The sequence below is a fragment of the Chloroflexota bacterium genome, assembly GCA_026710945.1.
Classification (GTDB): domain Bacteria; phylum Chloroflexota; class UBA11872; order VXOZ01; family VXOZ01; genus VXOZ01.
In genome coordinates, this window is sequence record JAPOQA010000014.1 from 1 (window position 1) to 24,723 (window position 24,723).

Annotated in this window: 20 protein-coding genes; 9 read left to right on the forward strand and 11 right to left on the reverse strand. The window is 58.0% G+C overall.

Annotation, left to right across the window (positions count from 1 at the left end; all coding sequences use genetic code 11):
• Positions 1-510 precede the first annotated feature (510 nt).
• The 3 genes from OXE05_01785 (at position 511) to OXE05_01795 (ending at position 2,945) form a co-directional block, all read left to right on the forward strand.
• The gene (locus OXE05_01785; GenBank protein MCY4436048.1) at positions 511-1,935 is read left to right on the forward strand and encodes an extracellular solute-binding protein; all 1,425 of its coding nucleotides are present in this window, start codon (positions 511-513) and stop codon (positions 1,933-1,935) included.
• 127 nt (positions 1,936-2,062) lie between these two features.
• On the forward strand, positions 2,063-2,404 hold the full coding sequence (locus tag OXE05_01790) for a hypothetical protein (protein ID MCY4436049.1): 342 nt from the start codon (positions 2,063-2,065) through the stop codon (positions 2,402-2,404).
• On the forward strand, positions 2,343-2,945 hold the full coding sequence (locus OXE05_01795; GenBank protein ID MCY4436050.1) for a mechanosensitive ion channel: 603 nt from the start codon (positions 2,343-2,345) through the stop codon (positions 2,943-2,945). Before OXE05_01790 ends, OXE05_01795 begins: the two co-directional genes overlap by 62 nt.
• Here the strand turns inward: OXE05_01795 and OXE05_01800 are convergent.
• The 3 genes from OXE05_01800 to OXE05_01810 form a co-directional block, all read right to left on the reverse strand.
• Positions 2,942-3,358: a hypothetical protein gene (locus OXE05_01800; protein ID MCY4436051.1), complete on the reverse strand. Its 417-nt coding sequence runs from the start codon at positions 3,356-3,358 to the stop codon at positions 2,942-2,944. The genes OXE05_01795 and OXE05_01800 overlap by 4 nt on opposite strands.
• A 12-nt stretch (positions 3,359-3,370) precedes the next feature.
• Entirely contained in the window at positions 3,371-4,441 is a 1,071-nt protein-coding gene (locus OXE05_01805) for a Gfo/Idh/MocA family oxidoreductase (protein MCY4436052.1), read from the reverse strand.
• A 208-nt stretch (positions 4,442-4,649) separates the two neighbouring features.
• Positions 4,650-5,195 carry a TlpA disulfide reductase family protein gene (locus tag OXE05_01810; protein ID MCY4436053.1) on the reverse strand — a complete coding sequence of 182 codons (546 nt, stop codon included), beginning with the start codon at positions 5,193-5,195 and terminating at the stop codon, positions 4,650-4,652.
• A 389-nt stretch (positions 5,196-5,584) separates the two neighbouring features.
• Here OXE05_01810 and OXE05_01815 point away from each other — a divergent pair, with 389 nt between their 5' ends.
• Positions 5,585-6,310 carry an SDR family NAD(P)-dependent oxidoreductase gene (locus tag OXE05_01815; GenBank protein MCY4436054.1) on the forward strand — a complete coding sequence of 242 codons (726 nt, stop codon included), beginning with the start codon at positions 5,585-5,587 and terminating at the stop codon, positions 6,308-6,310.
• Between the two features lie 450 nt (positions 6,311-6,760).
• Here OXE05_01815 and OXE05_01820 read toward each other — a convergent pair whose 3' ends face one another.
• Positions 6,761-8,929 (reverse strand): PQQ-binding-like beta-propeller repeat protein, encoded by a 2,169-nt coding sequence (locus tag OXE05_01820; GenBank protein MCY4436055.1) that lies wholly within the window; start codon positions 8,927-8,929, stop codon positions 6,761-6,763.
• 198 nt (positions 8,930-9,127) lie between these two features.
• Here OXE05_01820 and fdhD point away from each other — a divergent pair, with 198 nt between their 5' ends.
• The gene (fdhD, locus tag OXE05_01825) at positions 9,128-9,961 is read left to right on the forward strand and encodes a formate dehydrogenase accessory sulfurtransferase FdhD (protein MCY4436056.1); all 834 of its coding nucleotides are present in this window, start codon (positions 9,128-9,130) and stop codon (positions 9,959-9,961) included.
• A 282-nt stretch (positions 9,962-10,243) separates the two neighbouring features.
• Here fdhD and OXE05_01830 read toward each other — a convergent pair whose 3' ends face one another.
• From OXE05_01830 to OXE05_01840, 3 genes are read right to left on the reverse strand one after another with little or no spacing between them, the layout of a single operon-like run.
• Complete coding sequence (locus OXE05_01830; protein MCY4436057.1) at positions 10,244-11,251, reverse strand: 2Fe-2S iron-sulfur cluster-binding protein; 1,008 nt, start codon at positions 11,249-11,251, stop codon at positions 10,244-10,246.
• Positions 11,251-13,128 (reverse strand): NAD(P)H-dependent oxidoreductase subunit E, encoded by a 1,878-nt coding sequence (locus OXE05_01835; protein MCY4436058.1) that lies wholly within the window; start codon positions 13,126-13,128, stop codon positions 11,251-11,253. The genes OXE05_01830 and OXE05_01835 overlap by 1 nt, the downstream gene beginning before the upstream one ends.
• A gap of 38 nt (positions 13,129-13,166) precedes the next feature.
• Positions 13,167-15,083 carry a molybdopterin-dependent oxidoreductase gene (locus OXE05_01840; protein ID MCY4436059.1) on the reverse strand — a complete coding sequence of 639 codons (1,917 nt, stop codon included), beginning with the start codon at positions 15,081-15,083 and terminating at the stop codon, positions 13,167-13,169.
• A gap of 202 nt (positions 15,084-15,285) precedes the next feature.
• On the opposite strand from OXE05_01840, the gene OXE05_01845 reads away from it, so the two are divergent.
• Positions 15,286-15,903: a molybdenum cofactor guanylyltransferase gene (locus OXE05_01845; GenBank protein MCY4436060.1), complete on the forward strand. Its 618-nt coding sequence runs from the start codon at positions 15,286-15,288 to the stop codon at positions 15,901-15,903.
• Between the two features lie 84 nt (positions 15,904-15,987).
• Here the strand turns inward: OXE05_01845 and OXE05_01850 are convergent, their stop codons facing one another.
• Complete coding sequence (locus OXE05_01850; protein MCY4436061.1) at positions 15,988-17,247, reverse strand: MFS transporter; 1,260 nt, start codon at positions 17,245-17,247, stop codon at positions 15,988-15,990.
• Positions 17,248-17,525: 278 nt separating this feature from the next.
• On the opposite strand from OXE05_01850, the gene OXE05_01855 reads away from it, so the two are divergent.
• Positions 17,526-18,503 carry a glycosyltransferase family 9 protein gene (locus OXE05_01855; GenBank protein ID MCY4436062.1) on the forward strand — a complete coding sequence of 326 codons (978 nt, stop codon included), beginning with the start codon at positions 17,526-17,528 and terminating at the stop codon, positions 18,501-18,503.
• 126 nt (positions 18,504-18,629) lie between these two features.
• Here OXE05_01855 and OXE05_01860 read toward each other — a convergent pair whose 3' ends face one another.
• Both OXE05_01860 and OXE05_01865 read right to left on the reverse strand, forming a co-directional pair.
• Entirely contained in the window at positions 18,630-19,391 is a 762-nt protein-coding gene (locus OXE05_01860) for a Nif3-like dinuclear metal center hexameric protein (GenBank protein MCY4436063.1), read from the reverse strand.
• A gap of 60 nt (positions 19,392-19,451) precedes the next feature.
• Complete coding sequence (locus tag OXE05_01865) at positions 19,452-20,762, reverse strand: MFS transporter (GenBank protein MCY4436064.1); 1,311 nt, start codon at positions 20,760-20,762, stop codon at positions 19,452-19,454.
• A 391-nt stretch (positions 20,763-21,153) separates the two neighbouring features.
• Between OXE05_01865 and OXE05_01870 the strand changes: the two genes are divergently transcribed.
• Positions 21,154-22,902, forward strand: coding sequence for an RNA polymerase sigma factor (locus OXE05_01870; protein ID MCY4436065.1), 1,749 nt, complete (start codon positions 21,154-21,156; stop codon positions 22,900-22,902).
• A 50-nt stretch (positions 22,903-22,952) separates the two neighbouring features.
• Here the strand turns inward: OXE05_01870 and OXE05_01875 are convergent, their stop codons facing one another.
• Complete coding sequence (locus OXE05_01875) at positions 22,953-23,744, reverse strand: sugar phosphate isomerase/epimerase (GenBank protein MCY4436066.1); 792 nt, start codon at positions 23,742-23,744, stop codon at positions 22,953-22,955.
• Between the two features lie 104 nt (positions 23,745-23,848).
• On the opposite strand from OXE05_01875, the gene OXE05_01880 reads away from it, so the two are divergent.
• Positions 23,849-24,607, forward strand: coding sequence for a 3-oxoacyl-ACP reductase FabG (locus OXE05_01880; GenBank protein ID MCY4436067.1), 759 nt, complete (start codon positions 23,849-23,851; stop codon positions 24,605-24,607).
• The last annotated feature ends 116 nt before the right edge of the window (positions 24,608-24,723 follow it).

Here is a 24,723-nt window from a genome sequence, read left to right on the forward strand (position 1 = left end):
CGGCGGCAACAGCCAGGCCTGTTCACGACTAAACGGTCTCAACGGCATCGTCACTACCTCTCTACAAACTATCCCACCACCTCACCTTGCTCCTCTTCACGCCAGTATACATCCGGTAGATCTACTTTTGAGACAGCCTCTTGGGGAGAGGGAGTGCCCTTACCAGAAATTGGGGTTGTGCAAAGGTCTCCTTGTAGGAGAAGAGTTGCCCACTCTACGCGCTTGACGCTTGCCGCACCTCGTGGCTAGCACGTGCTCTCGTCGCTGCTTACTTTTACGTTGACGTGGGCGGTGGCTAGAGCATCATTCATCGATGTGTATCAGATCCTTCATCGTGCTAGCCAAGACTGGGAAAACGACTTCATTTGGGGTGCAAGAGGGCCATAGGCTGACAGTTCGACAATTTAGTTCCCGAACTCTCCTGTCGTGGTAAGCTATAGGAGAGAGATCTCCGCTTCCCCGCTCATTCCGCAGCAAGTTGCCGTCAGTCTATCCAGTCAGTTTGGGATCATGGCGCGCTTTACCCGTCGACACCTACTTTGCGCATCTTTAGGCCTGCCGGCGCTTCTGCTAACGTGCGGACCGCCGGATGAAGCGTCTGTCAAGCCATCTGCCCCGCAGGTATCCCAGGCGCTCGTCAGTCCAGAGCCGATTGAAGATGTCCCACGCGACGTCCCGTCGCCGGTAGCAAGCCCAGTATCGAAAGAACCGGTGGAGCTCTGGCTGTTCGCATGGGATGACCCGGCAGAACGGCGACTCTGGTTCAATGTACGGAGCCAACTCGAGGCAGATCTTCCACACATTCGTCTGCGACAGGAGTTTTACCAACGTCCTGTCGAAGAGACAATCGCAGCATCGGCTGCAGCGGGCTTGCCTCCTGACGTAGGGCTAATTCAGGACATGAACTTCCCGCATTGGCTGGAACGCAATCTATTCGTCAATGTCCAAGCCTTCGTCAATAATTCACTCGGTGACGACTTCGCCACTGACAAACCGCCGGCAGCCCTCAGAGCATTTCGCTACTACCCTGAAGCCAAACGTCTCGGCATTGGTGATTTCTACAGCCTGCCTTGGCGCAGCAATCCAAGGCATCTCTTTGTAAATGTTGGGATGCTACGGGAGTATGGGTTAACTGCACTAACTGCCCGCAATCGCTGGTCAATTGATACTGTGCATGACGTGGCGCGAGATCTTGCGCGCGGTAGCCCGGAAGTCCTCAAGGATCGGGCAATCATTGGCATCCCAAATTCCTGGTTTCAGTCGCTTCCGTGGCTGTGGAGCGGTGCGGGCGACCTGGCCGATGGGGATGGCAGTGTCACCGCAATCGCTTCGCCGAAAGTGGCGACCACCTACCAAGAGCTGCGGGACTGGCGTTACAATTTGCGCCCAATGCCGCAAACAGAGATTGCTAGCTCGGATACCTACGCGCATCAATTTGCCACGCACCGGCTGGCTATGTTCCTCGGCAGTGCCGGCGATATGTATCGATTGCGAGCGGCAGACGTCACCTGGCAGTCGAGGCCGCTCTTCCCCGTTGGAGAGGGTGCGAGCCAGACACTGGCAACGTATGAGGGTCTGGCGGTCGCGACAGGTGCGCAGCAGTTAGATACCGCGTGGGAGTTCGTAACCTGGGCCATGCGTCCGGAGGTTCAAAAGCTCTTGCTCGACGGCGGCAGTTCACTGCCGATACTAGGGAGCGCAATCGCTTCCAGCCAACTAGAGACTCACTATATCAATACGCTACTTGACGGCATTTACTCACAACGGTCGCTGCCAATAGATGCAACATTTCCGCTCTACAGTCCGGTAATCGCGCACTACTACCATTTGATGATGAATGGCGAGCATGCCTCAATCCCAGACACCCTGCGCAGACTGCACTCCCATCTTGAGTTCATCCTGGAGCAGCGGACCCTTCCGGTTGCATGGCAGTAACGCTGTCTGGCTAAGTCCAATTCTCACTGCAGGGCGTGCGGCCGCGGCCGCCGCAGAATTCGTTTAGCCTTTCGTGTGAATGGGATGGCTGTCGCCATCCTGTCTCGCCAATGTCAGGAGGCCCGTATTGGAAGCACTGAACACGTTGTGGCACGTGCTCACCGTAACGCTGTTCACAATCAATGCTACGACAGTGGACATAAGGAACATCATCGTTCTGGTCGTAATCCTGGGCGTGACGTGGATAATCGCACGGCGTGTGCGACGCCTCTTTCAGGAACGCACTACAGAGGAAGACCAACCGGACGCGCCCGCAAAGTATGCGGCGGGCGCGATGGTCCACTACTTCATCGTAATTATTGGGTCTTACGTTGGATTTCGGACGCTCGGTTTCGACTTGTGCCATATTGGTTGTACTAGGCGCGCTGGGTATCGGCATCGGATTCGGATTGCAGAACATCGTCAATAACTTTGTCTCAGGTCTTATCTTGCTTGCAGAACGTCCTATCAAAGTGGGCATTGGGGACGTCATCGAGGTCAACGGACAGCTCGGCACGGTTGAGCATCTGGGGGCGCGGGCAACAACCTTGCGCAAGTTTGATCACACGCAAGCGGTGGTGCCAAACGGCGACCTTCTCTCTTCCCTGGTAATCAACTGGTCGCTCGACGACCGGCGCATTCGGCTAGACTTCAACGTTCACGTATCTTACCGGTCCGATACGAAGCTCGTAGAGGCAACGCTCTTTGATATTGTGCACAATCATCCGGCCGTACTCGAAGATCCGGAACCGCGGGTTTTCTTTCGCGCGTTCGGCGATTCTGCGCTAGACTTCTGGGTCATCGCGTGGGTCGCCGATCTAAGTGACCGCTTCCAAACGGTGAGCGATCTCCACCATATTGTTTGTGAGACACTCCGAGATATGGGCATAGAAATCCCATTCCCGCAACGCGAAGTCTTCTTGAGGTCTGAAACTGATGCCGATGAGCTTCCCCAAGCCAGGTCGGTTTAAGGATGCGATCGTTCTGCGGGCTTGCTCGTGTTCTTAGGTGATGTGCGGCGACGGGGACGTTTGAGCGGGCGTAGGCCCTCAGTGCGATACGCTTGGGTTACCAAGTCTTCAAGTATTTCATCGACGTCATCCAGAGTGTGTGGTCGCACGTAGGAGGCTCGTCCGATTCCAAGCAAGCGCCCTTGTGGGTCTGCAATGCCGCCATTGTTGAAGATCCAGAAGGCTATGTGGCGTTTGACGGGCCAAAGAGCGCAGAAGTACCGCTCTACGCGAAACTCAATCGTAGTCTTTTTGAGCTTCCAGGCAATGTGAGGGTCGAGCTCAAGGATGAACGCCATGACCGCCCTGCCGGCGGTTGCCGCCGCTGGCGTTGTGCGTGCAAAGTAGGCGGAGAGCAGAGATTCGTCGTCCATTGGCGCCGCAGCTTACCTTGGAAGCGGCAGTGACACCCAGCGGTCTTCCACGTGAGAAACCTCGGCGGCTTCCAGGACTTCTTGGGTGCGGAGCCCGTCTGCAAAGGTCGGAAAGTCTACCGGCGCGCCATCGAGGATCGTGTTAACGAAGGCCGGAACGTGCGAGCGGGGGCTTGCCGCAAGGCGTGACGGCACGGGCACGAGCACAGCGGAGCCGTCTTTACTGAATGGCTCTACGGCGACCTCGATGCGAGCCTCCGGACCGTTTTGGAAGACCAAGGAGCCCTTGTCTCCGTAAATTGAGATCCGTTGGTGATTTGTGCGCCCGGTGGCAAAGCGAGTCGCATCGACGACGCCGGTTGCGCCATTCTCGTACGTGGCGAGAAATGTCGTGGCGTCGTCCACGTCTACGATACCCATGCCGGACCCATCCTGCAGCGGTCGTTCATGAATGAAGGTCGCCATCTGTCCGCGCGCGCCGGAAATGCCGCCATTTAGCCAAAGCGCCAGGTCGGTGGCATGGGATCCCAGGTCCGCCAGCGCACCTGTGCCGGTAAGCTGCTTCTGGAAGCGCCACTCGAGCGTGCGGCCCGGGTGCACTGAGTAGCTTTGGTAGTACTCAATGCTAAAGTGCTTCACGTCGCCAAAGATTGCTTCCTCTGTGAGTTCCTTTATGTAACGGGCGGCGGGAGTCGTCCGGTACGTGAAGTTGATGCCGGTCACGACACCCTTGGCAGCAGCGGCATCATGCATTTCCAGCGCCTGCGAAAAGTCCATTGCCAACGGCTTCTCGCAGAAGACGTGGAGCCCGCGTTCAATCGCCGCTAACGCAGCGGGATGATGCGCGTCATTCGACGTGCAGATGCTGACGACATCCAACTCCTCTTGTTCCAACATTGCCTCAACGCCGCCATAGTGGTGGGGAACACCCTGCGTCTCAGCAAACACCCGTGCCGCTTCCGCATTTACGTCGCAGACCGCTCGAACGTCGGCCCGTCCGGAACTCCGGTAACCGGGAACATGCGCCCCCCGGGCAATGCCGCCCGCGCCAATGATGCCAACACGCAAATTGCCGTCGTTCATTTGGTGCACTCCAATGCTAACGGGGAGATGTGATTTTCTCACATTATGGAATAAACGAACCGCGCGCGGCTAGCCTGCTGAAATTATGGAGAATTGAAAGTCTCCGGCAAACGCAAATTGGTGGCTCACATCATGGCCCAGGTTCCCGGCGCTTGGAGAATCCAGCTGATCGCTCCATGACGTCATGCAGGCCGGCGTCTGAGTAGGTTTAGAGGATTGTTGCCAAACGCTCATCCAAGATCTTCTTGGACATGCCGCCTACGACAAGGGTCCTGAGATTGCCGTCTCGGTCAATGAAGAACGTCATTGGCAGACTGGTAACGCGGTAGCGCTCAACAACGACAAGATCGGGGTCCAGCACAGCGGGAAAGTCGACGCCAACTTCCTGCAGAAAGCGCTCTGCGGCTTCGGGTGTCTCGCGTACGTTCACGGCAAGCACCACCAAACCTACGTCCTGATGCGCCTCGTAGGTTTCCTGCAGGAGAGGCATTTCCTCGCGGCACGGCGTGCACCACGTGGCCCAGAAATTGAGCACCACTGGCTGCCCGCGATAGTCGCTCAATGAGATGGTTTCACCATCCGCAGTCTCTAGCGTGAAGTCCGGCGCCGTCGCACCCTGACTCGGCGCCGCCTCCGGCAGGCCGGGTATCCGATCAAGCAGCGAGTCCCGCACTTGCAGCAGGAACGAAACTGCAATGGTGGCAACCAGAATTCCAAGGACTATAAGCAGTGTCCGGAGCGGTCCTCGCTTCATCCTTGCCTACCTCGCGATTTCTTGTTCTTCGCTATGTCTTTCGTCTGCTCCAGTGTTCAAAGTACCATACTCAACTGGTTTCCTGCGTAATCAGGATTACATGTACTTGGATTCGGACGCTTCGCAGAATATGCGTCAGATGGAATTTGCAACTACTAAGGAATTCAACAGTTGAGTCTGCGCGAACCTTCTTGGTCGGGACACCTTGGCGTGGTCTCGAGCTACGCCTTGCCTGGGAAAACTGCAACACAAATGCGGTATAGTCTCAAGTGCGGACTATCTGAACGCACAAGAATTATTCGAAAGGCCCGCGTCGCATGCGAGCGCGAGGCTGGAAGAGCTGCAAAACCATATTGGTAGTCTAGACTCAGAGAAGAAGGGAATACGCCATGGAGTTGCTTAGCGGTAAGGTAGCGATCATCGCGGGTGCAAGTAGTGGCATGGGCGCCGCCACTGCCCGGCTGTTTGCAGCGCAAGGAGCGACAGTTGTGCTTGGCGCCCGGACCGCTGGCGCACTTGATTCGCTGTCTCAAGACATCAACGCGTCCGGAGGCGTGGCCCTTTCCGTTCCGACGGACGTTACCGACCGCGATGCCGTCCAGGCACTTGCAGATACGGCGGTAGAGCAGTTTGGCAAGGTTGATGTACTTGTAAATAGTGTGGGCACAAATCTCAAGCAGCGCGCACTCACTGTGCTCGATCCTGACGATTGGGACATGATGCTCGCAACAAACCTTTCGGCGGCGTTCAATCTCACCCGCGCAATACTGCCGCAATTGCGCTCCCAGGGCCAGGGACTCATCGTTCACTACTCGTCCGGTGCGGTACAGCGCCCTGACGTTTCGGGTGTGGCATACCAGGCCACAAAGCACGGTGTGGCCGGGCTAGCTTACGGCACGATGGAGGAAGAGAAAGAAAACGGTATCCGCGTGACGGTCATTTTTCCCGGTCTATGCAATACGCCGCTGGTCGAAAAACGGCCGACGCCCACGCCGCCGGAGGTCTTAGCGAAAGCGCTTGAGCCGGAGGACGTTGCCAAAGCTGCCCTACTAGTGGCTGCTCTTCCTGCGCGCGCATACATCCCTGACATGCGGCTGCTGCCCAGTCAACTCTAAGCGTCTTGCCGGACAGAATGCTAGACTTCGCGCTAAGAGGCGGGGGACAAGCCCCCGCGATACGGCGGAGTAGGCAAGTGGCGGGGGACAAGCCCCCGCGCTACGGCGGAGTAGGCAAACGGCGGGGGACAAGCCTCTGCATTACGGCTGAGTAGGCAAGAGGCGGGGGACAAGCCCCAATGTGGTCGCACTAACTTACTTGGCAAGCAACATGGCACTCACATTACCTTACAATTCCGGTAGCGCAGGTTTGCAACCTGCGCCTGTTGTAGGGTCAAGCCCTTGCTCACCCGTTTCCATCAGTATAAATGTTAGGAACACGCCTTGTGCTGCTGACTTGGTCCCAGTTCCGCGTGCTCTGGCGGGATGCAAGCCCCTGCGTTCCGTCGGATTAGTGCTAATCAAGCGTAGACTGACAGGAAAACACAAGCCGAATCTTGGTACTAGCCACTAGCGCACGGTGCGAAAGGAATACAGCGTACCGCCATAGGTACTCACGCAGAATCCATTTGGCGTGACGCACGGCGCTGCCGTGATCGGCGCGCCCAAGTAAACGCGATCCGTGCACGCGCCGGATGTGCGATCCAGTACGTACAGCCAGCCGTCGCAGCCGCCGACGAGGATGTGTTCCCGCAGTGGAACGGGCGCAGCCAGCAGTGACTGAATCCCGCGCCGGTAGGGCGTCATATCGAGCAAGTCGTCTCCCGACTGAAAGTGCCAGAGCTGTGCGCCCGTTTGCATGTCGAGGCAGTGGACTGTTCCCGCCGCTGTCGCAGCGTAGATGCGGTCGTTCGCAACCGTGATACCAGAGGCATATCCCGGCAACGCCTGGGCGTAATGGGCGACAACCTTTCCCGTGCGGGCTTCAAGTACGGCAATGTCTCCCTGCTGCCCTCCCGTGAGGCTTGACCCCCTGTGCGGTGATGCAGAACTCACGACAATCAAGTCTCCGCTAAGCTCAGGAGAGGCGCAGAAATACTCGACCGGCAAATCCTGTTCCCAAACTTTCGCTCCATCTTCCATGCTAAGGGCAAGAAAGCCTAGGCGTTGCACGAGTACGATGCAAAGCTCGTCTTTGTAAACTTGGGGACAAATGTAGGAGGGCCATTCGTCGCCCTCTGCAGGCGCGACGTACCACTTCTCGGCTCCGGTCTCCAGCGCGTAAGCGCCGTAGCCCGCCTTCGAGCCGGCTATGATTGACTCTCCGCCATGGGCAGGTGATGAGTAAACCCAACGGTGCGGGTGTCCGGGGAGTTTCGATGTCCATATTTCGTCACCGGTCGCAGTGTCGATGAGATTGAGCTGTCCCGTAATGGTCAGGGCCGCGCACCAGTCATGGCCGTTTGTTATGTTGGAACTACCGTCATGTACGGACACAGCACACCTGTTCTTGATCGCGTCTTGCGTATCGAAAAACCACCGATCCTCACCGCTATACGAGTCGAGACACATGACCCCATTGCTTCCGGGATGGCTCTCGCTCTGCAGGCTGATCAGCACGCTGTCCTTGAATCTGACGGGTGCGGCACGATGAAGCGGTCTCTTGAATTCATGCTGCCAGGCCAGTGCAAAGGCCTCATCCCCAACCTGGACTCTAGCCGCCGGTTGGTCGCTTGACTGCTCAACCGAAGATTGAAGAGAAGCCCTCTTACCCTCGGCCAAGGATCCCCGTGCGTGCAGCTTAGTCTGAACCCCTTGTGGAGAGAAAGACACTTTGCGGCACCCTCTGGGACGGGTATCGATGCCGCCAAAACAGGCAGCGGAAGCCGACGCAACAATGGTCTCGCCCCAAGTGAAGACTCTGCTGGAGTGCCAATGGCCGTGCAGGACGAGCGCCACGTTTCGTTGGCTCAGCCCGGACAGTAAGCTCTCGTCAGGGGCAGTGTGAAACATAACTACGGACTTGCGGTTGCTTGGTTGCAAGGCAAGATCGGCCCACAGCCAGCGCTCTTTGCGTTCTCGATCAACAGAAGAGAAGTAGTTGTCCTCCGTGGCATATATGACAAAGTGGTACCCACCCCAATCGAAGCTATAGTAAGTCGGGCCCAGGGTGGCTTCGAAATTGCGAGTACACGGCATGTCTGCCTTGCTGGAACGGCGTTCGATATTACCGTCATGTCCGCCAAAGACGGAAACCACAGGTATAGACACGGATTCGATAGCCGCACGGTAGCTCTCAAGCTCGGCAATCGTACCCAAATTGGTTAAGTCGCCCGTTACTATAGCTAGGTCGGGCCGGGTACTCGACACAAGCTCACTGAGGTCGCTTGCCAATATCTCCTGCGAAACCGCCCCGCTGTCGTCAAGGACCACATGGGTATCGGACAAGTGGATCAGGCGGAACGACTCCCGCGCCCGTTCCGGTGCGGCAATGAGGGCAAAGTCGAGTAAATCGGGCAGTGGGTCGGCACCAAGGAGCGTATAGAAGCGCTCTTGTGGCCGGTAGCCCGCAGGTACCGAGATGAAGACATAGCGATCTTGCTGCGGCTCGATGGCTAGGGAATAGCGTCCGTCTGTGCCAGACTGGGTTATGGCATCGCCGTTCGAGACCGAGACTCCCTCGATCCCTCGATTCGATGCCGCATCAAATACGCGGCCTTTGACTTGGGTAAGCGCCATGCCATGTTCCTAGTTCAAGTTGAGCAGCCGGGCACCCTAGGCCCTGCATCTAGCTGGAAGCAGCATAGCACATTGCACTAGCTTGCCTGCGGTCCATGGGGTAGGGTAGAGAGGAATTGTGCGAATGCAGTTTTCGCCTACTCGCGTTTGTTCGCTGCTACCTGGCTTAGAGTCTTGCGTTGGAGTAGGAGACCCTCGATGGCACGGACGGATACAGCGAAACAAGCCGCCACCTCTCAGTGGGAAGTAACGAGAGTGTCCACGGCGGGCGTTGCAACCTCTCCGGATGTGCTGGCGCGCGAGGAGCCCCTGGAAATACGGGTGAACGGACAGAGCATTGCGGTGACAATGCGAACACCGGGTAACGACGAGGAGCTGGCAGCCGGTTTCTTGTGGACGGAGCGGCTCATCGCACATCCCGCCGCCCTGCTCTCAGTCGGTCATTGCCCCGGCAAAACGGAAGAAGAGCGTGACAACATCGTCTTGGCCTACGTCAATGGGGTTGGTGACCTCATCGAGGCAGGCTGGCAACGAAATTTCTCAGCGACTTCAAGCTGTGGCATTTGCGGAAAGGCGAGCATAGACGCAGTACGCCAGGCAGCAGAACCGATCCGGAGCGACATTAGAGTTACTGCAGAAGTGCTGCACGGCTTGCCAGCCGCCTTGCGGTCCGCCCAGGACACTTTTGACCGGACGGGGGGATTGCACGCAGCCGGACTGTTCAATGCTAAGGGAGAACTCGTTCTGCTGCGGGAGGACGTGGGACGTCACAACGCCGTGGACAAGATGATTGGGGCGGCACTTTTCCGCAAGATGCTGCCGCTTGAGGACCACATTGTGTTGGTGAGCGGTCGCGCTGGCTTTGAAATTGTGCAGAAGTGCTTGCTGGCAAGTGTGCCTGTTGTCGCTGCGGTTGGGGCGCCCTCGAGCTTGGCGGTGGAGTTGGCGGCTGCCTCAGGTATGACCCTGATCGGCTTTCTCCGTGATTCTTCGATGAACGCGTACACCGGGGCGGAGCGTGTTGCACACTGACTGCTGGGTTCGCTTGAATGCGGTGCCTAAGGGGTGCCTGCAACTTCCGCAATACCGTTCGTGCTGAGCAATTCGACAAGCTCAGTACAGGCCCATTGAAACATGAGCGGAAGGGCGCGCGCGTATCGGTCTCGCCTGTGCCCGCTGCGCTCTACGACCCTTCGACAAGCTCAGAGCTTGCCCCGTACCCGATACGGGGGCGAACGGACAATAATCGCCAGCACTGCCTCTGCCAACACCCTCTAAGTCCGGCCCGCGCGGCCGGCGAGAGGCCGCGTGCCCTCACTTCTTCGGCTTCTGCATGAATTGCCAGCCAAACCGTCCTTTGATGCAGAGATTCCCCCGTGTGACGTCGCTTTCCAACGGCGACATGACCTTCACGATTTCATTGTCTTGAACGTGCAGGCTAAGAGAACATCCCACACCGCAATACGAGCAAATCGTATCGGTCTCGCTCTGCGCTGATTCGTCCCACGTTCCGGCGGACCGCATGTCGTATTCACTGCGAAACATGAGCGCGCCCGTCGGACACACCTCGATGCAGTTTCCGCAGTAGACACACGCCGAGTCCGGGAGGGGCACGGTATACTCTGTGGAAATCCGTGCCTCGAAACCACGTCCCGCCACAGCAATGGCGAAGGTGTTTTGGGCGTCCTCGCCGCAGGCTTCCACGCACTTATAGCAGAGAATGCATTTGCTGTAGTCGCGAACGTAAAGTTCGTTGTCGATTTTCACCGGCTGCTCCACCGTTTGCGCAGAGTCTATGGTGGGCTCCGCATGGTGTCCGGGCACGGCCTCGTCACGCTCAGACACTACGGCAGGCGGTCCCGGCGGCCCATACCGCTCCGGCTCCGCCTCGTACTCTTCCATAAAACCTTGCAGCTCTGGCGCGGTCGATACATCGACTGACGACGCGAGGAACTCAAGCACCATGCGGCGGCTAAGACGCACGCGAGGGGAGTCTGTCTGCACCTGCATGCCGGGTTCTACTTTGCGCGAACAAGCGGGAACGAGGGTGCGCGAGCCTTCAAGCTCAACTACACAGACACGGCAGACGTTGACCGGCGTGAGACTCTCCAGGTAGCAGAGCGTTGGCGTTTGAATGCCGAGATGTTGCGCAGCATTGAGCAGAGTTGTGCCCTCGGGCACCGACGTCTCTTGGCCGTCAATCGTGAGCTCAATTTCCGGTCTTGCTGCTTCTTCGGGTACTGTGGGAAGCGGTCCGCGCGGCACCGGATTGAGGAACTGCCAGGTTTGCTCAATGGCTTCATTTTCAGGGTCAGGAGGCATCAATGATTCTTTCCGTTGAAGAGTCCCGTTCGAGCCATGGCGGATTCAATTGCGCTTGACGCGGTTTGGCCCAGACCGCAAATGGACGCGTCACGCATGGCTTGCCCGACTTCGTTGAGAAGGTGCAATTCGTCTTCAACAGAGCCGATAGTCTTCTCGGCAACAAGCCGGTGGAGCAATTCCTCCTGCCGTACCGTGCCAACACGGCAGGGAACGCACTGGCCGCACGACTCGTCGCGAAAAAAGGCTGCGATCCGGAGAAGCACACTCTGCAGGTTGACTGTACCGTCGAAAAGCATAACGACGCCTGAACCAAGCGTGGCGCCGATCGCGCGCGTGCCCTCAAAGGTCAGTGGGGTAGCGAGCTCTTGCGGGGTCAGGAACGAACCGGCGGCTCCGCCCAGCAGTACTGCTTGCAGATTGCCGCTGCCGGAGACACCTCCGGCAAGCTCTATCAGTGTTTCCAAAGTCATTCCAAATGGCACTTCATAGACGCCAGGACGCACCACGTGTCCGGACAAACAGAACAGTTTTGTGCCGGTAGATTGCTCAGTGCCAATCGCAGCGTACGCATCGCCGCCTTCAAGAATGATATCGATGACGTTAATCAGAGTCTCGACGTTGTTAACAAGCGTGGGTTTGCCGAATAGGCCGACCTCTGTGGGAAAAGGCGGCTTGTTGCGCGGTTCGCCGCGAAAGCCCTCGATGGAATTGAAGAGTGCGGTTTCCTCACCACAGATGTACGCGCCTGCGCCGCGTCTAATCTCTATGTCGAAGTCAACGTCGTGTCCCAAAATCGAAGTACCCAACAGACCTGAAGCGCGCGCTTGTTCTAAAGCACCAGTGATGCGTTCCAACGCGAGCGGGTATTCTCCACGCAAATAGATGAAACCTCTCTCGCAGCCTGTAGCAATTCCCGCGATAGTCATCGCCTCAACCACGGCAAAGGGGTCTTCTTCCATGACCACCCGGTCTTTGAAGGTGCCCGGCTCGGATTCGTCGGCGTTGCACACCATGTAGTGCGGAAGGACGGCAGCAGAGGCGACTGCTTCCCACTTTACACCTGCTGGAAAGGCGGCTCCGCCGCGACCAAGCAGCCTCGAAGCAGCAATCTCACGCACTACTTGCGTCGGGCCCATTGCCAAAGCACGATCAAGCGCCTGGTATCCGCCCGCCCGGCGATAGCTTGCCAAGTCGCCGGGATCGATGCGGCCAATGCGGCGCAATAGCCGCACCTCCTCTTGTCCCGCCTGGGGTACCGGATGCACCGACCTAGATGCGGTTACCACGCTCTCCGTGTATCCAGCGCCCGCCAGTACCTGCTCGATTTCGGCACTTTCCGTGGGCGCGAGCACGGTGGCGGACGGATGCTCGCCTGCCTCCGTTATCATTGCCGCGGGCGCATTCTCACACATACCGAGACACGGACTGCGGAGCCACGTATAGGTTTCGTTCGTATCTGCGCGACCCGGTGTGCCGAATCGCTCCTCCATTTGGGTACAAAGTGCTTCCGCGCCGTTTGCCAGGCACGCAATGTCATCGCACACGTGCGCCACAACTGGCGGCTTGGGCTGGACAGAGAAGAGCGCGTAGAATGTGGCAACACCATACGCTTCTGTTGGCGGCACGGTTAGTCGCCGACAAGCGTAGTTGAGGGCGCCGGGACTAATCCAGCCTACACGCTCTTGAATTGCGTGCAATACGGGCAGCAAGAGGTGCCGGTCTGCTCGAGCGGCGTGACCTGTTTGGGCCGAGCGCGCTCCGTCGAAGTCGCCAAGCTCACCATCCCCCCACTCAGTTCCCGCTGTCCCCAGAATGCTGTCAACGGCTCGTCTCTCCTCAGCACTGGGCAAGTCGTTGGTCAGGTGTAGGTCCATTGCGCATTCCTAAGGGCATTGGCGGCGGAGAGCAGCCACTAGTCCTGGCCGACTGCTGCGGTCTCGATTTTGTCTACACGAATTGCGGCCGCCTTGAATTCGGCTGTGCCTGACTTCGGATCGGTAGCGTCAATTGTAAGCTCGTTAGTTGCGACTTCATTGGGAAAGTGCGGGGTCATGAACGCGAGGCCGGGACGCAAGGAAGGATCGAAGCGGACCGGCACCTGCACCGAACCACGACGGGAACTAACGCGCACAGTCTCTCCCTCCGCTACACCCAGTCCCTGTCCATCTTCTGGGGAAAGGTCAATCGTCTCGTCTCGACGCAGCGGCGACGTGTACCCTGCGGTTTGCACGCCGGTGTTGAAGGAGTCCAAGCGGCGGCCGGTCGTCAGACGGATGGGGTAGGTGTCGTCGAGTTGTTCGACCGGCGGCACGAATTCCACTGGAGAGAACGGCGCGCGCGGCCCAATGACCGGCCGAGCCCACAGCCTGCCGTGCAGGTACGTTTCTCCGGGATGGGACTCGTCGTAACAGGGCCACTGCAGACCACTATTGCCCTCAAGACGTTCATAACTCATGCCGGCGTGAAGCGGGCTTAGTGAGCGCAATTCGTTCCACAAACTCTCAGCGACGGGCTCTCCCAAATTGCCGCCTAGTTCTTGCGCGAGCTCGCACAATATTGTGATGTCGTCCTTCACGCCCGGTGGTGGGTCCATGGCTTTGCGCACACGCTGCACGCGCCGCTCGCTGTTGGTGACGGTCCCTTCCGACTCACACCAGCTTGCAGCCGCCGGCAATACGATGTCAGCCATTTCGGCTGTCTTATTCATGAGCACGTCTTGCACAACCAATAGATCGAGGCCTTGGAGCAACTTCATCGCGCGATGTTGGTCCGCTTCCGATTGGGCCGGGTTTTCACCGATAACATAAAGTGCAGTCAGATCCCCAAGCTCCATTGCATGGAACATCTCAGTTAAGTTCCAGCCCTTCTTAGCGGGAATTGGTGTGCCCCAAACCTGCTCGAACTTTTCGCGAAGAGGATCATTCTCGACGTGCTGGAATCCCGGCAGTCGATCCGGCAGCGCGCCCATATCCCCGCTGCCTTGCACGTTGTTCTGTCCTCGCAGCGGATTGATTCCCGATCCGTACCGCCCAACGTGCCCCGTGAGCAAAGCGAGATTTATGATCGACAGGACATTGTCAACCGCATTATGGTGTTCAGTAATACCCAGGGTCCAGCAGATTTGGGCGCGATCCGCATTGGCAAAGGCATGGGCGGACTCGCGGATGACTGCGGCGGGAACACCGGTGATTTCCTCGGCATGGGCAAGCGTGTACGGCTCCACGGACTCTCGATATGCGGCAAAGTTACTCGTCGCGTGGACTATAAACTCCTCATTGGCCAGGCCGGCCGCGATGATTTCCCTACCCATGGCGTTGGCAAGAGCAATGTCGGAACCAACATCCACGCCCAACCACGCGTCTGCCCATTGGGCAGAACTCGTACGGCGGGGGTCAATGACATATAGCCTGGCGCCGCTGCGTACCCCTTTGAGCAGGTGGTGAAAGAAGATGGGGTGGGTATCCCGCGCATTCGATCCCCACAGCAGGATGACGTCGGTTTCCTCAATTTCCCGGTAGGAGCTCGTCCCGCCGCCTAGTCCGAAGACTGTCGCCAGACCGACGACGCTGGGAGCGTGTCAGGTACGGTTACAGCTATCGATGTTGTTGCTGCCAATTACCGAGCGCGTGAACTTCTGAGCGAGATAGTTGACCTCGTTGGTAGCTTTCGAGCAACTGAACAGACCGAAGGTGTGTGGCCCGCGCTTCTCCACCGCACTACGCAAGCCTGTGGTGACGCGATTGAAAGCCTCGTCCCAACTGGTGGGTCGGAGTTCGCCATTCACTCTCATGAGCGGTTCAGTCAACCGCACAGCATTACGTTTGCTCACGCGTTTCGACCTGTTCTGGTGTGACTTCCACACGTTCAGCTACCACAGTATAGCAGGTGTGGACACAATTGAAGAAACCGCGCCGATGCTCGAAAGGGCCGTACGCGCGCTATCCTCGTACAAGCATGCGGTGATACCATACGTGGCTAGCTGAAGGCGCAAGCAGTAGAGCAAGCTATTGAGTGATTGATAGGTTGAGACAGTGGGAACTCCAAGCATAACGGGGTTGATTCTGGCGGGTGGGAAGAGTGTCAGGCTAGGGCGCGACAAGGCGCTCTTGCCATGGCCTAACGAAGACAGTCCGCGTACGTTGTTGCATCACGTGCACGCCGTCCTAGCATCGGTATGTGATGAGGTGCTGGTCGTCGGGAACCGGGAGTACAACACCGGCTTTCGTTCCGTTGCTGACGTCTCGCCGGTAGGTTCCAGCTTAACCGGGTTGGTCAGTGGGCTGCAGGCTGCGAAAACTCAACATGTAATTGCAGTGGCATGCGACATGCCGTTCTTAAATGACCGTCTGCTGCGGGTATTAGTTGACCTAGCGGCCGAAGAGTGGGATGCCGTAGCTCCGGTCTTACGGCATGAGCCGGAAACCTTGCACACGGTCTACCATAGACGGTGCCTTACTACGGCGAAGAAGATGCTTGAGAGGGGCGATTTCAAGCTTGCGCGTCTCTTGTGTCGGCTGCAGGTACGGCAAGTCTCAGCAAGCGAAGTCAAGAAGCTCGATCCCGACCTCACGTCATGCAGCAACATCAATACACCGCAAGAGCTGGTCTGGGCACGCGAAAGAGCGCGTCTGCTGGAACGCAAGTCTTGACGATGGTTCGATGCCGCTTCCAGTGGGTCCAATCGGGCTGCAGGATCGGCTCGGCGTGCGTAGCTTCCTGCCGGAGTTGACCGGCTACTCTTCCGATTCCATCGAGGAAGGCAGAGTGACCCGCACGACCAACCAGAGGGCTGCCAACAAAAGCACTCCCGCCGCCCCCGCGAAGACCGCGCGGATGCCGAGCATAGCGCCAACGTATCCGCCTACGATTGGCCCAATCGCATTGCCCAAGGAGGAGGCGCTATTGGCAATGCCAAATGCCAGGCCCCGGCGCTCCGACGGCACGCTTAGGCCGATGGTCGAGCTATAGGTCGGCGCCCAAACCCCGCCGAACGCGCCCAACACGACGCGCACGATCCACAGTTGCAGGAATGAGGCTGCGAATGCCTGACCGACGTTGGCGCCGGCGATGCCAAGCACGGCGATGAGCAGCAACAAGCGCACGCGATAGGTGTTGATGAAGCGCCCGGTAATCGGAGAGCAGATCGCCCCCACGACGCCGGTTGTGGCGACGAGCAGACCGGAAATAGTAGCGACATAATCCTGAGGAGAAAATCCGGCGAAACTTGCTGACGAATCCGCGGCGGCGAGATCAGCGACGAAGAGTGGAAAAATGGGCCGCGACGCCATGAAAGCGAATTGCACCAGGAATATGACGGGCGCCAGCATGAAGACCGTGCTTAGGACGCCATCGCCAACCGGTTTGCGCAGTTGCGGCAGGCGAAGCGGTGGGAGAGACTGCTTTTCTTGGTAAGGTTCACGTACGAGGATGAATACCACGAGACCTATGAGAACCATGGCAACGCTGGTGACCGTGAACGCAAAGCGAAAACCGAGCGTGTCTGCAAGCACGCCGCCTACAAACGGCCCGACGGTAGATCCGGCAAAGATGGACATTTGCATGGTACTCAGCACGCGCCCAAGCTCCTCACGGGGCGCCACGGATGCGGCGAGGGCGTTCACCGCCGATGTAGTGCCGGTGAGCGAGCCCTGAATGACGCGAAAAATCAGCAATTGCACTGCTGACTGTGCGAGCCCCATGAGCAGCAGCGTGATGGCAGCACCAACCAGCGCGCGCTCCAGCATGAGCTTCTTGCCAAAGCGGTCGGCAACGGTTCCCCAAATGGGAGAGAAGATTGCCATGCTAATACCGGATCCGCCGGCTACGAATCCCGCCCACAGTGCCGCTTGACGTGGATCCGGAATGCCCAATTCGAGGATGTACAACGGTACGAAGGGGAGACTACAGCTAAATGCCGCCATGGTGGCGAATTGCGTAATCCAGAGGATGCGAACCGTGGTCTGCCAGTTGCTAGGTTGTGCGGTGGATTGCATACTCGCCATGCTAATGGCTAGACGCGATGGGGCGCAACCAGAGCCATGGCACGCCTAATGGACGCTTATTCGCACCTTGATTAGGATTAAGAGGCTGTAGGTCACGCACGCGCATTTGGAATGTGGGCGAGGGTTTCAATTTGGTGAAATCATTCTTGATAGAACAGGCCTCCAGAGTCCTACATCGCCTTTTGAGCACCGAGCCGGCAGCGCCGCCCAATACTTCCGAGAGTCACCGAATTCTGGTTGTAAAGCCCGCCAGTTTGGGTGACGTGCTCATGAGTACGGCGTTTCTTGCTGCGCTGCGTGCCAACCTACCGCACGCAGACATCACCGTGCTTGTAACGACGTGGGCCAAGGAGGCGCTGGCAGGAAGTAGCCATTGCGACCACGTCCTTGATTCCGGCTCCGTCGGCTTTCCTGGGCGCTACGGCTTCAGCGCGTTCCGAGATTGTGTCTCGCACGTGCGAGAGCAAAGATTCACGCACTGTTTTGTCTTGGACCGCTCTCCTCTGATGGCGTTGCTTCCGCGGCTGGCAGGCATTCCCTGGAGAGCCGGTTTGAATAGCGTCCACCGCGGCATCGCACTGCATATCCGCGTGCCCTGTCCGGATGATCGGCACGAAGTGGAAATATACCTGGACGTATTGCGGAAGGCTGGACTTGACGTAACGAGGCCGCACTTGCACTTTTGTCCTCAATCAACTGCTAGCTCGAAAGCCGAGAGTCTGCTGATCGACAAAGGCCTCGCGAATGGAAGGCCCATAATTGCGCTGCACCCCGGCGGCGGCAAGAATCCCGGCACAGAGAACATTGGCAAGCGATGGTCTCGCAGCAATTTTGCTACGCTCGCCGAGGGTCTTGCGGGGACATTAGACGCCAATATACTTCTCGTGGGTGGGCCTGACGATGTACCCGCGGCAGATTCTGTGCAAAGTAGCGCTGGCGTGCCGGTCGTCAGCGTTGCCGGTAAGCTAACTTTCGCTCAGCTTGGGGCTCTAATCCAACGCTGTCACTTGTTCGTCGGCAATGACTCGGCGCCGATGCACCTCGCCGCTGCAGTCGGCACTTCGGTCGTAGCCCTGTTTGGGCCCACTTCGCCGCAACGCTACGGGCCCTATGGCGTACAGAGAAAAGTCGTGCGCTTCGCGCCGAACCAAGGGGAAGAGACTGTGACCGATGAGGTAGAAGCTGTGCTTTCCGCGGCACGACGGCTCTTGACATCCAGTCCTGACAACGAGCCGGTTCATGCCTGATTTCCTAGTGGCTGGGACCCTCCCTTTTCAAGGCGCCACGTGTCTCCAGCGTGAGCGGCGTGAGCACTGCCGGTTAAGCAGCTAAAGTGGGGGCTTCATGGATCGCTTAGTGTACCCCCGGCTCCGCTACAGCGGGTTGGGCACGTCAATAAACGCTGAACTCACGCCGAAGCGTTCTTCAAGCACGTGGGCGACGGCTTGCACGCCGAGCTTCTCCGTATTGTAGTGACCGGCGCCAATGAGATTCATAGACAATTCGGCGGCGACGGTGGGTACGGGTTCGCTGAGTTCCCCGGTGAGAAAGGTGTCACACCCCCGGTCCGCTGCTTCAATTACGTAAGAGGTACGACCGGCGCCTCCGGTCACCAGCCCTATACGCGAGGTGAGTGCCGGCCCTTCCGGGAAGAAAATGGGCTCCCCGCCAAACACGCTCCGCACTCTCCCGGTCAGCTCATCCCATGGCACCGGACTCCTGTATTCGCCCACGTACCCCACTGCGGCGAGCGGCGAGTCTAGTTCGACCGGTGTAGCTCCTAAGGCGCGCAGAGAGAGCACGTTGTTGCCGACTTCTGGATGCTTGTCCAGGCAGAGATGATATGCCAAGAGATTCATGTCATGTTCAAACAGCGTCTCTAGTCGGCCCCGCATAACCTGTCCGATTACGCGACTCTCGTTATCCCAGAAGAGCCCGTGGTGCACGATGAGCATATCGGCCTGCTGGGCTGCCGCTTGCGCAAAGCAGGCGCGGGAAGCGCTTACGGCCACGGCTACGTGATTCACCTCTGCTTTACCGATTACTTGTATCCCCATGGGGCCGTAATCGCGTATGCCCTGTACATCCAGGAACTCATCCAGGAAGCTAACTATCTCGTCTCTTGGAACAACCACAATCCAATCCCTAGCCTATCCTGTGTGTGCCGGGAGTTCGTGGACTCCCCGGAAGGCGCCTCATTCAACCGCTGCCGCCCCGGCCTCAACGCTTAATTCTTCCTTGTGGTGCTGACCTTCACGAATGTCACGGAAGAAGACAAATGCTGCGCCCATAAAGAAGACAATGCCCATAGCGGCGACGCTCGTCACGAGCGGTGCCCCCCACTTGTCAACGAGCATGCCCAGGGGCAGAGTAAAGAGGGTCATAAGCGACCAATTCATCATGTAGATGCTCATTACGCGTCCATAGTACGCTTCTTCCGTGCGCAGCATCAGCAAAGCGCTGTTGAAGCCGGTAGACGCGTTACCGGCAAATCCGACGAGACCGACGCAGACGACGCTCAGGGTGAAAGATGTGCTGCTGGCGAAGGCGATCAACGTAAGACCGAATAACACACCCATTACAAGCTGCAAAATGTGGCTGTGCTTACTCTCCGCGAGCGGCGCTATTATGAGCGATCCGAGCGTGCCGCCAACGCCCACTGCCGAATAGAGTAATCCGAGTTCTACCGCGCCAACGTGAAGCACGTCCGCTTGGAAGACCGGCAGGAAAGATTGCAGGGGCATGCCGAAAACTATTGGGATGAGTCCGAGCACGAGCAGGATGCGCAACGGCCGCTGCAAGAAGATGTAGCTGAAGCCATCGATCATCTGCTGGCCAAATGCTACCTGCGTACGATCACGGCTTTCAGCCAAGCTCTTAGGCAGGCGCAGCATCAGCAACGTTGCGCCAACGTAGAAGATTGCAGAGATGTCGAAAGCCCCAGCCGTGCCCAGCCACGGAATCGCGATGACGGTCCCGGCGATCGCCGGGGCAATGACTGACATGAGGTTGCGGCCCGAGTTCGTCAGGCCGATTGCGCTCGCGAGCAACGGCCTCCCAACCAGGTGTGGGAGCGCGGAAGAGCGCGCGGGCATGTTAATGGTGAAGAGTATCCCTTGCAGAAATCCAAAGAAGATGAGGTGCCAGATCTCGATCAGGTCGAAGTGAATGAGGACGGCAATGAGCAAGGATGACACCACCATGAAGACCTGGCTGTGGACGAGAATGAGACGGCGGTTCATGATGTCGGCCAGCACGCCTCCGACGGGGGAAAGCAGTAACATTGGGATCCCAGATGCCACAGTCACAATGCCGAGAATTGTGGCAGATCCCGTTATCTCATAGGCAAGGTAGCCGCGCGAGACCATGCCCATGTACATACCGATGTACGAGGCGAGCATGCCGATCCAAAGGTCGCGAAACGAAGTCACCCGCAACGACTCAAACATGCGACCGGCAACACGGAGGCTGTGTTGGGAAGCTATTGTCGCTCTTCTATTTGCCACGCTGAGTCCCTGGCAGTGTTAACACGATGACCACTACGGCAGCACGCTTGAATTGGCTACATTATGTTTGGAATTCGCGGCCCGGTGCTGCCTCTTGAAAACTTTACATAACAGTCTTACAAAGGGGACTCCGTATCCCCTTCAATCCATAGCGCTTCCTATGGCTGAGATCCTCGTGCACGGGCAGGAGGGAGCCCTGAAGACACCAGCGACACATTCGCTGATTATATGTACGGTACATCTTTCTGTCTGCTACTGCAATGGCGCGGAGCATTGGACGGGAGCACTGCTCTTCTTGCAGTGGTTCGAGCGCTGAATGGCTCAAGATTGGGCTGGCAATGTGCTACCATGCAGGCAAGAATCGTACGCAGAACTTGGACGTTGAGCGCAGATGCTAGCTAATCGGGGACGAATTCTCGCGGCAGCCGAGAGCGGCGATCGAGACGCTTTTCTTGGGCTCTACGATCAGTTCGCCCCCATGCTCTACCGCTTCTCGTTTTGGCTCACCGGTAATGAGAGTGAGGCGCGCGAGCTAGTCATCGCGATTTTCCGCCGGGCCTACCGCGCGATCAGCAAGCGGCCCCGCAACGTTGTGTTGGACACCTGGTTCTATCGGATGGCCGTGCGAACGTATCTCGCGTCAGCGCGGTGGCACAGGCTTACCCGGCGCGCGCCTGGGCCGGTGGAGGTTGAGGATCGCACGACTGCGTGGCGCAGAGCCACTCTCGCGCTGCCCCCGCGACTGCGGGTCGTCTGGCTGTTATCTCTTGCTGAAGGCATGCCGCAGAGTCAGACTGCGGAAGCGTTGGGCACGTCTCTTGACCGCGTGGAAACTTTGCTTGAGAGGGCACGTTCGGAATTCCGCGCGCCGGATTCTGAGGCCGATCGCGGCTCTGTGGAGCGTGCCATGCGTCAGCTTGGGGCGCCGCGTCCTGGCGCCACCCTCAGGGGTGAGGTCGCCGCTGCGCTCGGCACTGGCGATTCCACTGTTCGCTCTCGCGTCATGCAGGTCGGAATCGCGCTGGTAGTGCTTGCACTCCTTATCTCGGTTGGCTTTTCGCTTCTGCGCGGTCCGGAGGACACCGAGTTGACGCCGGAGCAGGTAGAGGCTCAGCCACCGACTATCGTCTTGCTCGGCGTTGCCGACACCGGTGCGCTCATCGCTTTCAATCCCAAGGACTTGAAGCCGTCGACTGTCACCGGCGTGGGCGGAGAGCCGCGCGCGCTTGCAGTATCTGCGGATAGGAAAACCCTCTTCATCTTGCAGGAAGAGGGCCTGCTCGCCGTAGACGCCCAGTCGCAGCAGGTGGGCCGGCTCCTCGAGTTGCCGTCCCAAGATCTGAGTAGTCTATCGGTGATTGGGCAGTACCTGGTGATGGGTTCGGAGACCGCAGCCAGCTTGTTGGTGATGGATGAAAATGATGAGGTCGTGATGGAGATTTCATTGCCTTGGGCTGTAGACCGTCTTGTGCCTCTTGGTGAGGATTCACTTCTCGCCGTCGCAATTGACCGAACGCAAATGGTGCGTGTGATGTTGGGCTCTGCACGTGTTGACAAGGCAATAGCTATTGGTGACGGTCTGGTGATTGGCGCAATTGTTCACGCCGCCGACGGAGTCTTGGCCTATGTGACCACTCCGGAGACTGAAGAAATATGGCGCGTTGCACTAGACTCCGGACAGGCAATGCGGCTGGCAACAGATGCGGCAGGACGCGCCACGCATGGAGTGATCAACGCTGATGGCTCAGCCCTCTTCTTGAGCAGTCAAACTGGGCCTCCTCCAGCAGAACCTGCTGAGGATTCCGATTCGGACGCGGATGTCAAAAGCAGAGTTCCTCCTGTCAGGACCACCACAAAAGAAGCTTCAGATGCAGACGCCACCGCAGATGAGGCCGCTGTAGCAGACGAACTTCCGGCTCTCACGATGATCAGTACAACCGACGGAAGCGTGGAGAGAACGTTATGGCAGAGCGGCGGCCTGACCCAATTGACCCTCGATCCAGCACGTAACGCACTCTACGCGCTCGCACCGCACGCAAGCGCCATTCTCGTGCTCGACTCACGTACGCTCCACGTGCGCAATGTCGTGCCGCTTGCCGTACGCCCCGTGGCATTCACTCTCGTAGCGGGGCCGAACTAATCGCGCTACGTTCATGGGGGCAAGTCCGCAGCTACCCGCCGGTGATTTGCTTAGGCCTCTTGCCATGTTCTGCGCACGAAGTCGGCGCTTTCCTTGAAGCCGAAGCCCGCGTATCCCCTGCGTGGACACTCCAAGGCAAACGCACCGTCAAACCCTGCATGCTTGAGTACGCGAAACGCAGGTGCGAAGTCCGTGTGACCGCAACCAGGAAGGTCGCGGTTGCTGTCGGCTAAGTGTACGTGGCGTACAAATGCTAGGTTTTCGGCGAGGCTTGCCGCAATGTCTCCTTCTTCAATGTGCATGTGAAAGAAATCCGCCATGATTCGAACATGTAGATGGTTTGTGCGTTGGCAAATCGCCGCCCCTTGCTCCAGCGTATTGAGGAAGTGGGTCTCATAGCGATTTAAGGGCTCCATAACCAGGGTTACGCCATGATTGGCCGCAATATCTCCGATGGTGGGAAGGATGGTATCCAACAGGGCATCTTCCAACTCAATTACGGATCTCCAGGGCGCAAGATTTGGCAGTTTCGGCCCGCCAAAGACTGGTACAATCACAACGACGCGAACGCCGCAGTCCTCGGCCAAGGCACATACCTGCTTCAACCTCTCGATTTGGGCTCGGCGTTCAGCTACGTCCGCGGAAAGCAAGTCCCGCGTCCTGCCACGCATGCTTGGCGCGAGAATACCTGTTTCCGCCATTGCTTGTTTGAGTTCAGCGGCCTCCTGCGCGGCGGTCTCGGGAAATAGCTCGATCCCGTCATACCCGTGATCGCGCAGAAAGTGGAGTTTTTCGCCATAGCCAGCACCGGGTATCATGTTTTCCGAAACAGCAAGTAGCAAAAGGTGTTCTCCTTTGATGAGAAACGCACAATAGTAGAGTCTAGATTAGCAGAAGTCTTAGGCGGGTAGTCCGGCAAGGGTGCGGGTAAGGAGCAATTGCAGGAATGACGCAGGCCTTGGGTGGCAAGGTGGCTGTTGTAACCGGCGCGGCGCGCGGCATCGGCAAGGGCATAGCCCTCGCTCTCGCTCGGAGCGGCGCAAACATCGTGTTGCACTACAACGCTGCCTCTGAGTATGTGGATGGGGTTAGCCATGAGATTGAAACGCACGGCGTAAGGGCATCGACGGTTCGGGCGGACCTGCAAGATGTAATGGCCGCGCAGACCATCATAGCGGCGGCCCTCGATGCGTTCGGCACCGTGGACATTTTGGTCAACAACGCGGGGGTATTCAGCAACACGCCGGCACTGCAGATTTCGTCAGAAGACTGGCAGCGGGTACAAATGATCAATCTCCAAAGCCCTTTTCTCCTTTGCCAGTCGGCTGCCCGTGTGATGCGGTCGCATGAGGGCGGCGTGATTCTCAACATCGCCTCGGGCGGTGGCATTAGCCCGCATCCGGCCTATGCGACCGGCGCTCACTATGCTGCCGCCAAGGCCGGCCTGGTGATGCTCACAAAGCATCTGGCGCTTGAGTGGGCACCGCACATTCGGGTGAATTGTATTGCGCCCGGGATGATCGATTCCAAGCCGACTCCCTTTCCGGAAACCTGGAAACGGAAGATCCTGCCGCAAATCCCTTTAGATCGCGTCGGCTCGGTCGATGACATTGCACAGGTTGCGGCATTCTTGTGCTCAGACCAAAGTTCGTACATTACGGGACAGGTCATGAACGTAGACGGCGGCATCCTCATGACCTCGTAGCTATGCCTCTGCGTTTCTGCTGTTAGGGTTGGGTTGTCGAGAAATGAGGGACAATTAATCGACGCAGCAGAGAAAGTGCGCCTCTGCGCAAAACAAGCCACAAAGCTGCAGCACAC

Coding starts and splice junctions, on each gene's coding strand:
- OXE05_01785 (MCY4436048.1), top strand. CDS start 511: ATGGCGCGCTTTACCCGTCGACACCTACTTTGCGCATCTTTAGGCCTG.
- OXE05_01800 (MCY4436051.1), bottom strand. CDS start 3,358: ATGGACGACGAATCTCTGCTCTCCGCCTACTTTGCACGCACAACGCCA.
- OXE05_01805 (MCY4436052.1), bottom strand. CDS start 4,441: ATGAACGACGGCAATTTGCGTGTTGGCATCATTGGCGCGGGCGGCATT.
- OXE05_01810 (MCY4436053.1), bottom strand. CDS start 5,195: ATGAAGCGAGGACCGCTCCGGACACTGCTTATAGTCCTTGGAATTCTG.
- OXE05_01815 (MCY4436054.1), top strand. CDS start 5,585: ATGGAGTTGCTTAGCGGTAAGGTAGCGATCATCGCGGGTGCAAGTAGT.
- OXE05_01820 (MCY4436055.1), bottom strand. CDS start 8,929: ATGGCGCTTACCCAAGTCAAAGGCCGCGTATTTGATGCGGCATCGAAT.
- fdhD (MCY4436056.1), top strand. CDS start 9,128: ATGGCACGGACGGATACAGCGAAACAAGCCGCCACCTCTCAGTGGGAA.
- OXE05_01830 (MCY4436057.1), bottom strand. CDS start 11,251: ATGCCTCCTGACCCTGAAAATGAAGCCATTGAGCAAACCTGGCAGTTC.
- OXE05_01835 (MCY4436058.1), bottom strand. CDS start 13,128: ATGGACCTACACCTGACCAACGACTTGCCCAGTGCTGAGGAGAGACGA.
- OXE05_01850 (MCY4436061.1), bottom strand. CDS start 17,247: ATGCAATCCACCGCACAACCTAGCAACTGGCAGACCACGGTTCGCATC.
- OXE05_01855 (MCY4436062.1), top strand. CDS start 17,526: ATGAGTACGGCGTTTCTTGCTGCGCTGCGTGCCAACCTACCGCACGCA.
- OXE05_01870 (MCY4436065.1), top strand. CDS start 21,154: ATGCTAGCTAATCGGGGACGAATTCTCGCGGCAGCCGAGAGCGGCGAT.
- OXE05_01880 (MCY4436067.1), top strand. CDS start 23,849: ATGACGCAGGCCTTGGGTGGCAAGGTGGCTGTTGTAACCGGCGCGGCG.